We start from the raw sequence: 12,367 nt of genomic DNA on the forward strand, positions 1-12,367 counted from the left end.
TTACTTCTCCTCTATTTTCTTAATCTCATAATCAATTTCTAAAAACTTAACTCCGAATATCCACATTCTATGGTGAGCTGTTAACATTTGGTCCGCGCTCTCTTTAATGATAAATGTCTCTGCTAATGGTAAACGTATTGTAAAGAAACGAGTATATAAATAAATCCCCTCATCTCCCCTGCCGTTCTCTCTTAACTTACTTGTAATGATTAAAGCATTATCATCATTGCATAACTTCAAAATACCAGTCATATTCGAATATGGTAAAGGTAATGCGATATTCATATATGTATCTTTCTTGTATGTATGCTTTGAATAAAGAGCTACAAAAATTGTCTCCCCTGCTTCATTTTTTCTTAGCCAAGCCCTTACATTCTCTCTTCCATCCTTCTCATCTATTATCCCAATGATAGAGCCATGCATCGTTTCCCACTTGCCGCCCATTCCTAAATGTATTTGTCCTACACGCTTATTCATTTTCTCATAACAAAATGCAACCGGGCGGAACCAACGAGTCCATTTAATATGCGATTGTAACTCATACTCTTTTGTATTTTCATAAAAACGAATAATACTTAAAGGAATCTTCGCCATGTCAAATGCCTCACTATGAAAATCATTCATTTTATCAACTAAACCTTTGTATTCCTTGCTATCTATTAAATTTCTGTTATGTAAAAATGCTTCACCAACTGTCGCATTTCCTCTTAACCTGCTCATTGTTTTCCCGTAATATTTATAATTCGGAGTACTCTTTTCAATCATCCAGCCAACAAATGCTGGTAACGCTACTCCAATTCCATTTACAACACCGTGAATCCAAACCATTTGTGCAATTGTAATCGTCATTACTTGTTTGAAATTTCCGTATGAATATATGAGTGAAAACATTATTGTTACCATAAGTGTGCTAGAAGAAAGAACTAAAAGTACCTTCGCACTTATAGTATTGAATTTCGTTCTCCACACGTAAACTCCATATCCATAAATCGCACATAAATATATGAACACTGCAAAAAATTCAAATATCCTTGAGTATGTAATTCCTATCGCAACTGTCATAGGTGAAATGACTATGATAAACATAATAGCATCATACACTTTACTTCTCTTTTCTCTTTTCCTCCCTATTAAACCCGCTGATAATGGTAATAAAAACGCCGAATAATGAAAGTGTGCCGCTGTAAGTAAAACAATGTCAGAACTAAAGTGCATAATTGAAACCTTTGCTACTGAAGCAAAAAACCAAAAACCACCTAGAAACAAATAAATAAACGCACTATCTATAGCTGTTTCTTCTAGAGGTTTCCATCCTCTTTCTAGCAATCTACTTACACCAAATAACGCCACAATTCCTGTATATACAAACCAAAGTAGCGCAAAGAAATAGTGATTTGTTACGAAAGCTAGCATTGCACTGATTGCTGCGATTGGATATAACAGCGATACAAATTTATAAAATAATAAATACGATCCATTTCTTGTTTCTTTATCAATAATACAAAATGACATCGGTATAAATAACAAAATAGATAACAAAATAATTGCTTCAACAGGATTTACATTCGACCACTCGTATATTAGAAATACAATATAACAAGCAAGTCCAAATAGTATATTTTTCATCTCGTTTATTTCCTTTCTCCAAATGTTCCCTTATATGAAAATAGTGGACCAATTAACGGATTTCGTACTTGTACATGAATTCGAAAACATTGTAGTGTCTCATCATAACTTTCTACAATTTTTGCCTCTCCGTATAAAAATCTAGGTAACGGTATTTTTCTTCCAAACATAAAAAACCATTGTTTCTTTGAAGAAATATGCATCCCGCCTTTTTCATCAATATAAAAATTCAACGTAGAAACGAGTATATGCGGTTCGCCAAAATAATCTACAATTTCATTATTCTCTTCATCCAACTTCATAACAGCGTTAAAATACCTTTTCTTATTTTGAAAATAAAACGTACGATTCCATCTTACAAATTCTTTCCCCTGTTCATCTCGCTCAGCGGTATTATGTATCGTAAATGGCACTTTCTTTCCTCGCTCAGAAAAAAACATTCGAAACTTCGATGCAATTTTCAAAATCAATTTAACGAAAAAAGAGCCACCATAAATTTCATCCATTTCCCCTTCGCCAATAAAGCTATTTTCCTTTGTTATCGCATATCGTTCCTGCAATTTTGGATGAAGCCTTTTATAAGAATCCCCTAATAATCTTTCATATATATTGACCATATACTTATCCCTTTCTCGTCCTTTTACAATTTTTTGCGCTTGGCAAATTAGTGCTATTTATATAACCGACAATCGATACCCCTATTAGAAGAAAATTCAATGTAATCGGATTAAACGGTTGCGTAAAACTTATGATATTCGTAACTCCTGCCACTATAGTTAAGCCTATTAACATAACAATATGCAATATAAACAACTTTCGTTTTTGAAAGGGCAATAGCCACATAACACCCCATATTATTTCTAAAAATCCAACTATTTTAAGTATAAAAATACTACTATCATTCGATCCGATTAGCGCAGAAAGCATCTTTACTTCTTCTGAATGAGTAAACATCAATTTCGGTACAATCCCTTGATATAACCATACGAAAGCAACTAAAAAGCAAACGAGCCAATACGTCATCGTTCTTCTAATTAGCAACTTAGGATGAAGTCCCTTTTCTAACCATAATTTTAAAGCATCAAAACTCCATGCAGTTGCCCAACCTAATAGCGGACGAAAAATATATGAATCTATCACATTCCCTATACGACCAAACCTTGTATCATAATCATATTGCGTTTCAAAATGAATATGTTCTCCATTCGGGGTATACTTCCAATAACCTCGTCCTATTTGTATAAGTGATAGCTTATTGTCTGTCCAAAATTTCAAAGAGGAAATGCGCTCTCCAGTTTTTTTTCTTATTTCACCTATCGATTCCCCTTCTCCGGCTATTTCAAGCCCGAATCCGATCTTTGTTTTATATAAAAACTTTTGTGGCTCCCCTTCTTTTTTCTCTAAATACGAAATTTCCGTAAAACGGGCATCCCACTCTGTATGTATATCAGGCTCTTGTGTATATGCCCATAGTTTCTCCATTGTTATGTTCATTTCTGTCGCTACATAAATAGGCTTTTTCTTCCCCATCCTTCCACCTCCCATGCTCTATATTTTTAATGTACATGCACCGAATTTATTTTGCTACATTTTTCACAAACTAACCCTTAAAAAAGATAGAATTTTTAAAATATATATAAAACACTTGATTCCCTGAAAAATTTAAATTATTATAAAACAAATGTTACCAACAACTTCATAAATCAAACACTCTCGCCTAAAACGTGAGATAGAGGTTGCAACGCTTATAAGTATTCTAAAGGAGACACAGAGATGTCTATGATCTTAGAGGAAAGGAAGTGTTGCCGAAATTGATAAATTTCTCTGCATTTATCAATTGGGGCTGTTTTCGAATAGAAACAGAACTGTCATATGTACAGACGTGTACGTATGAAGAGCTATCTACAAAAAAGAGATATCATTTTTATGATATTCCTTTTTTGGCGGTTTTTTTTATTAGCTCCGTTTTCTGTTTCCCTTTTCCTGTAACAGCACCACCCTCACTTATTTGAGATGGTGTTTTTTGTTTTTCTCTCTGGTAACTACAGGAATATTGGGATTTGTATATGTCCTAACCTATTCTTAAAAATGGACGAAAGAAGGAATTCGTAATGGAAACGATTGTACAAAAATTTGGCGGTACTTCTGTCGGAAGCGTCGAACGCATTCAACATGTAGCAAATTTAATTATTGAAGAATATGAACGAGGACATAGTATTGTCTCTGTCGTTTCAGCGATGGGAAAAAGTACGGATAAACTTGTAGCACTTGCTAACGCTATTACTGAAAATCCAAGTAAACGTGAAATGGATATGCTCCTATCTACAGGAGAACAAGTAACCATTTCATTATTAACAATGGCACTACAAACAAAAGGTTATAATGCAATTTCATTAACAGGATGGCAAGCTGGTATTACGACAGAATCTGTACATAGTAGTGCACGGATTACTGACATTAACACCACTCGTATTCAGTCTCATCTTACTGAAGGCACGATTGTTATAGTAGCTGGTTTCCAAGGAATAAGTGAAGAAAATGAAATTACCACACTTGGTCGCGGTGGCTCCGATACGACTGCTGTCGCATTAGCTGCTGCACTAAAAGCAAAAAAATGTGATATTTATACGGATGTGACCGGCGTATATACGACTGATCCACGAGTTGTACAAGATGCTTATAAATTAGATGAAATTTCTTATGACGAAATGTTAGAGCTTGCCAACCTCGGTGCTGGCGTATTACACCCACGCGCTGTTGAATTTGCTAAAAATCATAATGTAATTTTAGAAGTTCGCTCAAGCATGGAACAAGAAAACGGAACAATTGTAAGGGGAGAATGTAACATGGAACAACAATCAATCGTTAAAGGTATCGCATTTGAGGATAATATTACACGCGTCACAATTAAAGGGTTAGAACAAGGTGCACTTTCAACAGTTTTCTCTACATTAGCAGCAGCACATATTAATGTAGATATTATTATTCAAAGTATTACAAATGAAGGAACTGTTCACCTCTCCTTCTCAATCCATTCTAATGATTTAAGAGAAACATTAGAAGTATTGGAACAAAATCAAGAAGCACTTCACTATGAATCTGTAGAACATGAAAATCATTTAGCAAAAGTATCAATTGTAGGATCTGGTATGGTATCTAACCCAGGAGTTGCTGCGAATATGTTCACTACTTTAAAAGAAGAAGATATTCATATTAAAATGGTAAGTACATCAGAAATTAAAGTATCTGTCGTTATTGACCGTCTTCATTTAGTAACGGGTGTTGAAGCACTTCATCAATCATTTATGGCGAAAATTGAACCTTTAGTGCAAATGATTTAATTTCCACCAGTAAAACTTACAACAAATTATACGAATCTATTTCCTTCCTATATAAATAGAAATAGGGTGGGAATATTTTGCGGGGAAGTCGAAGTTCTTTTATCAAATAGCAACTACAGTATCAAATTCTTGAAACTACTTGAAATGATAGTATTCACGAAACAAAGTTCGCGTATATTTCAATAGTAGAAAGTTTACGAAGTGTTTTTTGTTAATAAGTTGTTATATGACATACCCGAAAACACCTTGTCACATTTTCCTACACTGTGACAAGGTGTTTTTTGTTTAGAAGAGATTCTAGTATAATTATGAGGATAATTAGATAATAAATTTATACATATAAGGAGATAAAGACAATGACAAAAAACAAATTACTAAGAATGGACAATATCAGCATCGTTGTAGAATCTCTTGATAACGCAATCTCTTTCTTCGAGGAGATTGGCTTGAATCTCGAAGGGCGAGCTACTGTTGAAGGTGAATGGGCTGGTCGCGTAACTGGACTCGGTTCTCAGTGCGTAGAGATTGCTATGATGGTTACGCCAGATGGTCACAGCCGAATTGAACTTTCGCGATTTCTCACCCCACCTACTATAGCAGATCACCGGACAGCTCCTGTAAACGCCCTCGGTTATCTGCGCGTCATGTTCACCGTCGAGGACATTGACGAAATGGTATCCAGACTTACTAAGCATGGTGCTCAGCTCGTTGGAGAAGTAGTTCAGTATGAGAACTCGTATCGACTCTGCTACATTCGTGGAACCGAAGGAATTTTAATCGGTTTGGCGGAAGAACTCGATAACAAATAAGTAAGTGATGTTTTATAAAAAGCCTTTACTGAAATATTCATTACTGAATTAAAAATATTTGAAGCACATTCTTACTCCATAAAACTTAAATTTTCAGCCCCGTCCTAACTTTAGAACGGGGCTATACTCGTTTGAGCTTTTAAAAATTTCCGTAGCCTTTTTAATATAAATTAGTTAAAAACAAAAGACTACATACTATACGCGAAAGAGTATAAAACAGAGGAATTATATAAGGGGTTAATTGGTTTTGGAGGAGGACATAGCCCATAGCGGGAGGCGTATCCGCAGATGTGAAGCACCGAGGAACTTAAAAATAAGAATAATCAACTAAACAAAGGTTTTTAAATCGAATAATATAATCAGCTGTCTAGAAAACTATTAGACGATACAATACAATATGAAATATAATTATAATGCCAATGCATCTGTTTATTTAATGTGGGTACGCTTTCGAGCAGTAACTCTTTTTAAAATTTTGGAGCATTGGTTTACACAGAAAAAAGACTCCGAAGCAAGAGGATCTTTTTTTATGCCTCTGATTCTAACGATAGTGCTAACAACTAGAACTATCGTTAGAATCAAAAGTGAGTTATAATAATGATGGCAATGCATCTCTTTCTATAATGTGGGTACGCTTTTGAGCAGTAACTCTTTAGGCATCTTTGGAGCATTGGCTTACATAGAAAAAGACTCCTTTAAAAAGGAGTCTTTTTTATGTTTCTTGCTTATCATAAGAAAATAGGTTCATTTACAATGAATATAGACAAAGGTTTTTATTGGTAATAAACCGATTATCCCAGTAAATTAGTTAAACAAATAAGAGGTTTATCTAAGGTGTGCAGAGCCTTGTACCCACAGGTAGTGGAGTGCCCCAATTGCATATAAGAGGTCTAGGATATATAATGCTAGCCCCAATCCAGTTATGGTCGGAAACACCTTAAAAGGTCACTGCACACACTCATTATAACAAATTAAACAAAAAAGATAAAAAATTCTGTGAACAAGGTAGGAAATAGGATACTAGATAAAGAATTTTTCTTTTAGAAATTTAAAAGACTATATGCAAATGAAATTCAAAAATGTATATAGTCTTTAACAAAATTAGCGATTGAAACTCTTTGGTTATTTGGGGCTGGTTCCTGACTAGACCTCTTTACTTAATGTGAGATTTACCATCTGGCGTTATAGTCCTGACATACTACATTGGGCATTAAGCTCTAACGGAAAATTGGACAGTCAGATGTATATATCGCTAGGAGGATTTATGTATGAATGAAAACACAGTTGTACCCTTTAGTTTTATAGAGGAATCCAAAGAAAAAGAGAAAGAAACTAAGAGGAAGATGTACCAGTTATTTGTGGGAATTGACATTGGTGCCTCTTTTCACGTCGCTAGTTGTATCTCCTTCCAAGCCTTTTTAGACCCAAAGGGACGTGAATGGAAACGGACAAAGACAATGAAGTTTAATGCGGACAGCCTGGGAATGACACAGTTCTTACAAGCCTTAGAACAAATGGAAAAACAATTAGGAATTCATAGATCGGATTTCCTAGTTTTACTAGAACCAACAGGTGGTCACTACTCTTACCTGCTTCAACAAGTCCTTTTGAACGAAAATTTTGATGTATTCCTAGTGGAAAATTCCGCAGTAAAAGACTTCCGTGAAAAGCATTTAGGCATTACTGAAAAATCAGATGCGGTAGACGCAAGGGTAATGTCCTATATGGGATGGCACAAGATCTTACACCCTCATATGAAAGGAGTTAGCTTACTTAAACCAGCTTCTGTAACCCAATCTATTTTTCGTTCGTTAACCCGTGACCGATGGTTATTAAATACTCAGTTAACACGGCGTAAAAATCAGGTGCAGCAACTTTTAACTGTTACGCACCCAGACCTCAAAGTAGCATTTAAGAAGCTTGGTACCACTTCTGCGATGAAGTTCGTATTAAAGTATCCTACTGGTAAAGATTTGAAACTAGCCTCACAGGAATAACTACGACAAGCAATGATTGAATCTGGGGCAAAGCGAATAGCTACGAAGGCGTCTGAGGCACTAGCAAAAGTTACAGAAAAATCTATAACAATTGATGTCCCTCATTTAGTTGGAAGACAAAATTGGATAATTGAAGAAGCATTACGTATTGAAGAAAGTATTAAAGGGATTGACAATCACATTCAAGAACTACTTCACGGAAACTCAAGCAAAGGTATTAAACCTCATCCTTATACAGAGTTATTATATTCTTTCCCTTTTATGAGCGATAATTGGGCTTGTACCCTTATCGGAGCCATTGGTGATGTTGAACGATTTAATACATATAAAGAGTTCAAAAAATATCTTGGTGTTTCGGCTGAAAATAAACAATCAGGGACATCAGTAAAGGGTACGAGAATGACCTTTAGTGGTGTTCGAGATGCACGTCGAGTGCTCTTTCAAATGGCAATGATTATCATTGCGACAAAATCCCAACCATCCGTATTCAGCTCCTATTATCATCGCCTTGTAGAGCGTAAAATGAATGGAAAAACAGCAATTGGGCATATGTGTGGCAAGATTGCCAAGATCCTTTATATGATGCTTAAAACAGGGCAAAAATATGACCCTGTAAAACACGCCCAAGCAACGGGTATTCCTTGGGATTCTGTTTACGACAAAAGAACAAAAAATACAAACTCGGAGAAATTTTATCAAGAAGCATTAAAGTTTGCAGGGGATTCAACATCTGACGATGTTGATTTAAAATAAAGTCCGATAATTTATAAAAAAGATTGATAACTTAAAATAAAGTTTGATAAAAATGACTTACTAGGAGTCACCATACATGCCCATCAAGTTAACAAATGTAAATACCCTCAAAACGAGAAATTCGTACCATTTTCTCGTTTTGGAGGTTATAAAATTCTTAAGTTGATGGATATGTGACGCTACCCCATGCCCATCAAGCTAAGCTTATGTAAAATCAATTTCGGGTGAGAAGATACCTATTTTTTAAAGACTAATTGTATATTGTTTAATGAATTGCATACGAAATAAACCCTAATGGGTTTTGATTTTTTAAATTAAGCTGCATGATTATGAGACATGGAATAATTGTATACGACGCCTAAAATATCAAAGACTGTTTTCTTCTCGTACCTATGGGATTTCCGCCCATTTTGCTGTAGAAGATTGAACAGGCGAAGTAGTATCTTTGATAACTTTTGGGTGTCTTTTTGTATTGTTTGGAATAGAAGAAGAAAATAGTCTTTAATCATATATATGGCTTTATATTCACTAAGCTCTCGTTTTTTCTTCATGAGGAGTAATTGACGCATTTGAAACATGATAGAAGAACAAAGTAGAATGGCAATCAGTTGACCATACAAATGGCATTCCAATCGTTCTGGTTTTATTTTTTTACAATGATGAATTTGAAAAAATGATTTCCACGTTTTAAAGATAATCTCTATTTGCCAACGCAAAGAATACCAATCATGTACGTGTCCCATCGGGACAATATCTGTAGGGGTGTTTGTCATATATACATTTATACCACTGAGCCGTTTACTACGAGGAGAATATGTCATTCCTTTCTTTTTTTCTCTTACAGCTTGATCTTGTAATCGTTTTTGTTGCTGTTGTTTTGTTAATCGATGAACAATTACACGAGATGGCACTTTATCAATCATTCCTACATAAGCATCAGCTATTTCACATGTTTGTCCTGGTTCAAGGGAGTTCATTAACGTCTCCATATCTATCTGTATATACTCTGTACCTTTCTTAATTCTTCCGTCTTGAAAATAATTAGGGTTAGAATTTTTTTGATAAATACGTGTATTCGACTTGATACGAGAGATATAGTAGGCCTCTTTATCTTGTATATATTGAAGGTCTTTTAAATGAAAATAACCTAAATCTCGGATACATAAATCATTCGCTGTCACAGTTGGGGCACACAGAGAGCCGTAAGTACGATCATGTTGTTTACCTGGACCTGTATGAATATGTAGGAACTGTCCATTTAACAAATCATACTCAAGTTGAATTTTTATCCCAGCTGTATGGCTGCATCCTCCTGCACCTGGATAAACAAATGCAAAAGAATCTGGGAGTTGAAAAGCGGTTGAATCTAAAATACGGATACGCTTGAAAACAGAAGTATATGGAGATAAAATCGGCATAGATGAGGTCAATTTTTGCTTTAATAGTTCAGCTAATAGATGTTGTAAAAATTGGACAGCCGCTTGATTAAATCGTTGATTCAGTCCTTCAGGACTGATGAGTACTTCTGTTGATGCTTCTAAACAGCTAGATAACTGAGTTAAAGACGTCGTAGCGACATTTTGGTTCATCCATACACATAAAGCGACTAGATCTTTTGCTTGGTACTTACTGGTTCGTTGCACAAAACCAACATCTCTAGCAAGAGTTCGTAAGATATTTGGGGATAAAAAGCTTTGAATTTCTTGAGCAAATAATTGTAATTCATCAGATACAGAAATAGACATACAAAAACGCCATCCTTTCCTATGATTCTACAGAAAGAATAGCGTATTTTTTCATTTTAGAAAACCATGCAATTTTTAATTTGCTGACAACGTGGAGTAATACAAAACATAAATAGAAAAAGACTAACAGGTGACTTGCAAAGCAAGTTACCTGATGTTACACTCTAACTACATACTAACTTGCATAGCAATCTACTGAAAGGAGATGAATCGATGCATAGCCAGATGCTAAAAGGTGTATTAGAAGGCTGTATTTTATATATCATCTCACAAGAAGAAGTATACGGTTATGAACTAAGTACCAAATTGAATCAATATGGCTTTACGTTTGTAAGTGAGGGCAGTATTTATCCACTTTTATTGCGTATGCAAAAAGAAAAGTTAATCGAAGGAACTTTGAAAACCTCTAATCTAGGACCTAAACGTAAGTATTATCATTTAACAAAGAAGGGATTAGAACAATTAGAGGTATTTAAGGAAAGTTGGGATATGGTATCAACAACTGTAAATCGGTTACTAGGAGGGGAAAAACAAAATGAAACCAGATGAAATGGCTAAAATAAATAATGAAAAAAGAAAGCTACTAACAGAAGAAAATGAACTAGCTTATGGAAATATGTTAGTGTATATTCGCTGTTCAAATGTTCCTGAAAGGCAATCAGAAGAACTATTATTGGAGATTTTAGACCACCTTCTTGAATCTCAAAAAGAAGGAAAAAATGCTTATGATGTATTTGGGGAGGATCTTCCAACGTATTGTGACGAATTAATTGCCGCCCTACCTCAACAAACAATGTTTGAAAAATTTTCAACAATTGGTTTTATTATTAGTTTACTACTTGCTATTCAATTTGGAATAGATACGATATCTGCTGTAATAACTTCGTTTTTTCAAAAAAACTATCCAACTGAAGGTGTGTCATTTGATATTCTGGAAACCACACTATCTGTCATAATTCTTATTGGAGGTCTTTATATTATTTTATATGTAATGAAAGAATTCTCGTTTAAATTCATAATGAATTGGAAGAGCCGAATTATATTTGTATTATCAATTTCTATTCCATTTGGAATATCAGTATTATTACATATGTATTTTAAAAAACACCCTTATCTTTCTTATAACTTAAGTTTATGGCAAGGTGCCTTGATAGCTCTATTTTTCTATATTTTATATAAATTTTTATTTAAAGCATCAAGATTCTAATAACTTATTTAAAGAGCATATATATCGCTATTAAGCTAACAAAATTAAATTTCCTTAAAATGAAAAAATACGCACTTCTTTCTGTAGACTCATAGGAAAGGATGGCGTATTTTTTGCTTTATGGATAATAAAAAATTAGATTGATAGGGATTTGTTTTGACTCCCAGTACACCAATTAATCAAAAATAAAATAATTCTTCAAATTTTTTATCTAGTGCTATACAAAGTACTAATGCTAACTTTGCAGTTGGACAAAATTGTCCTGTTTCAATAGAACTAATTGTTTGCCTAGATACTCCTACCATTTCAGCTAATTCACCCTGTGATATTTTTTTCTCAGCTCTTGCTACTTTCAAACGATTTTGCAGTACTAATTCATCTTTCAATTATCATCCCTCCAGAAAGAAAGCTATGGCACTTGCAATTGTACTCATTATTGCTAGGATGCTTGCAATAAGAAATTTTTGTGCTTTCAATTTTTTAAACTTATAAAAACTTGTACTAGCTATATAACCAGAAAAAATTGAAATTAATTCGTAACTTTTAATACCATGCATCAATTTCCAAGAACCAAAAAATAGGACTAAAACAAGCACAGCTATTAAACCGTAACTAGATGAATCTAATTCTATAAGTTCTTTACGTTCATCTCTCCCCATTTTTTTGTATTTTCTTAATATCTCTTCTTTTTGCATCATTAGTAACCACCCCTTATTAATTATATTTTTATTGTACAGTTTTATTATCATTATGACAAGTTAACTTGTCATAATGATAATAAAACTTGTCTTCGAGGTGCATAGTAATACAATTTGTATAGATATAAAATTTTCATTCTGGGGGTAATTAAGAATCTTAGCTTGATAGCGATGTGACGCTACCCCATAAG

General features: G+C 34.2%; 10 protein-coding genes, 1 pseudogene and 1 riboswitch. Of the genes and pseudogenes, 5 read left to right on the forward strand and 6 right to left on the reverse strand.

Annotated elements, in window-relative coordinates:
* Genes JFU20_RS06145 through JFU20_RS06155 form a run of 3 tightly spaced genes read right to left on the reverse strand, consistent with a single transcriptional unit; the run spans nucleotide 1 to nucleotide 3,156 of the window.
* Entirely contained in the window at nucleotides 1–1,626 is a 1,626-nt protein-coding gene (locus JFU20_RS06145) for a YndJ family protein (RefSeq protein ID WP_201038468.1), read from the reverse strand.
* A gap of 5 nt (nucleotides 1,627–1,631) precedes the next feature.
* The gene (locus JFU20_RS06150; protein ID WP_201038469.1) at nucleotides 1,632–2,243 is read right to left on the reverse strand and encodes a DUF4166 domain-containing protein; all 612 of its coding nucleotides are present in this window, start codon (nucleotides 2,241–2,243) and stop codon (nucleotides 1,632–1,634) included.
* Between the two features lie 4 nt (nucleotides 2,244–2,247).
* Nucleotides 2,248–3,156 carry a DoxX-like family protein gene (locus JFU20_RS06155; RefSeq protein ID WP_201038470.1) on the reverse strand — a complete coding sequence of 303 codons (909 nt, stop codon included), beginning with the start codon at nucleotides 3,154–3,156 and terminating at the stop codon, nucleotides 2,248–2,250.
* A 192-nt stretch (nucleotides 3,157–3,348) separates the two neighbouring features.
* Nucleotides 3,349–3,535: riboswitch (Lysine riboswitch) on the forward strand.
* 202 nt (nucleotides 3,536–3,737) lie between these two features.
* On the opposite strand from JFU20_RS06155, the gene JFU20_RS06160 reads away from it, so the two are divergent.
* From JFU20_RS06160 to JFU20_RS30130, 3 genes and pseudogenes are all read left to right on the forward strand, one after another.
* Entirely contained in the window at nucleotides 3,738–4,967 is a 1,230-nt protein-coding gene (locus JFU20_RS06160; RefSeq protein ID WP_002126737.1) for an aspartate kinase, read from the forward strand.
* A 356-nt stretch (nucleotides 4,968–5,323) separates the two neighbouring features.
* The gene (locus JFU20_RS06165; RefSeq protein ID WP_060751544.1) at nucleotides 5,324–5,776 is read left to right on the forward strand and encodes a VOC family protein; all 453 of its coding nucleotides are present in this window, start codon (nucleotides 5,324–5,326) and stop codon (nucleotides 5,774–5,776) included.
* A gap of 1,268 nt (nucleotides 5,777–7,044) precedes the next feature.
* Nucleotides 7,045–8,526: pseudogene (locus JFU20_RS30130) on the forward strand (IS110 family transposase).
* 314 nt (nucleotides 8,527–8,840) lie between these two features.
* On the opposite strand, the gene JFU20_RS06180 reads toward JFU20_RS30130, so the two are convergent.
* Nucleotides 8,841–10,271 (reverse strand): IS4 family transposase, encoded by a 1,431-nt coding sequence (locus JFU20_RS06180; protein ID WP_201038473.1) that lies wholly within the window; start codon nucleotides 10,269–10,271, stop codon nucleotides 8,841–8,843.
* A 213-nt stretch (nucleotides 10,272–10,484) separates the two neighbouring features.
* Between JFU20_RS06180 and JFU20_RS06185 the strand changes: the two genes are divergently transcribed.
* Together JFU20_RS06185 and JFU20_RS06190 are read left to right on the forward strand one after the other, a co-directional pair.
* Nucleotides 10,485–10,820 carry a PadR family transcriptional regulator gene (locus JFU20_RS06185; protein WP_002191906.1) on the forward strand — a complete coding sequence of 112 codons (336 nt, stop codon included), beginning with the start codon at nucleotides 10,485–10,487 and terminating at the stop codon, nucleotides 10,818–10,820.
* On the forward strand, nucleotides 10,807–11,478 hold the full coding sequence (locus tag JFU20_RS06190; RefSeq protein ID WP_201038474.1) for a hypothetical protein: 672 nt from the start codon (nucleotides 10,807–10,809) through the stop codon (nucleotides 11,476–11,478). Before JFU20_RS06185 ends, JFU20_RS06190 begins: the two co-directional genes overlap by 14 nt.
* A 179-nt stretch (nucleotides 11,479–11,657) precedes the next feature.
* Here JFU20_RS06190 and JFU20_RS06195 read toward each other — a convergent pair whose 3' ends face one another.
* Together JFU20_RS06195 and JFU20_RS06200 are read right to left on the reverse strand one after the other, a co-directional pair.
* Nucleotides 11,658–11,864: a helix-turn-helix transcriptional regulator gene (locus tag JFU20_RS06195; RefSeq protein WP_000651002.1), complete on the reverse strand. Its 207-nt coding sequence runs from the start codon at nucleotides 11,862–11,864 to the stop codon at nucleotides 11,658–11,660.
* Nucleotides 11,865–11,867: 3 nt separating this feature from the next.
* Entirely contained in the window at nucleotides 11,868–12,173 is a 306-nt protein-coding gene (locus tag JFU20_RS06200; RefSeq protein WP_201039216.1) for a DUF6442 family protein, read from the reverse strand.
* Between the last annotated feature and the right edge of the window lie 194 nt (nucleotides 12,174–12,367).

Source organism: Bacillus sp. TH30 (genome assembly GCF_016650875.1).
Classification (GTDB): domain Bacteria; phylum Bacillota; class Bacilli; order Bacillales; family Bacillaceae_G; genus Bacillus_A; species Bacillus_A mycoides.

Excerpts from the sequence above, each read along its gene's own strand:
- JFU20_RS06185 (WP_002191906.1), top strand. The coding sequence starts at position 10,485 with ATGCATAGCCAGATGCTAAAAGGTGTATTAGAAGGCTGTATTTTATAT.
- JFU20_RS06180 (WP_201038473.1), bottom strand. The coding sequence starts at position 10,271 with ATGTCTATTTCTGTATCTGATGAATTACAATTATTTGCTCAAGAAATT.
- JFU20_RS06190 (WP_201038474.1), top strand. The coding sequence starts at position 10,807 with ATGAAACCAGATGAAATGGCTAAAATAAATAATGAAAAAAGAAAGCTA.
- JFU20_RS06150 (WP_201038469.1), bottom strand. The coding sequence starts at position 2,243 with ATGGTCAATATATATGAAAGATTATTAGGGGATTCTTATAAAAGGCTT.
- JFU20_RS06165 (WP_060751544.1), top strand. The coding sequence starts at position 5,324 with ATGACAAAAAACAAATTACTAAGAATGGACAATATCAGCATCGTTGTA.
- JFU20_RS06160 (WP_002126737.1), top strand. The coding sequence starts at position 3,738 with ATGGAAACGATTGTACAAAAATTTGGCGGTACTTCTGTCGGAAGCGTC.
- JFU20_RS06200 (WP_201039216.1), bottom strand. The coding sequence starts at position 12,173 with ATGCAAAAAGAAGAGATATTAAGAAAATACAAAAAAATGGGGAGAGAT.
- JFU20_RS06155 (WP_201038470.1), bottom strand. The coding sequence starts at position 3,156 with ATGGGGAAGAAAAAGCCTATTTATGTAGCGACAGAAATGAACATAACA.
- JFU20_RS06145 (WP_201038468.1), bottom strand. The coding sequence starts at position 1,626 with ATGAAAAATATACTATTTGGACTTGCTTGTTATATTGTATTTCTAATA.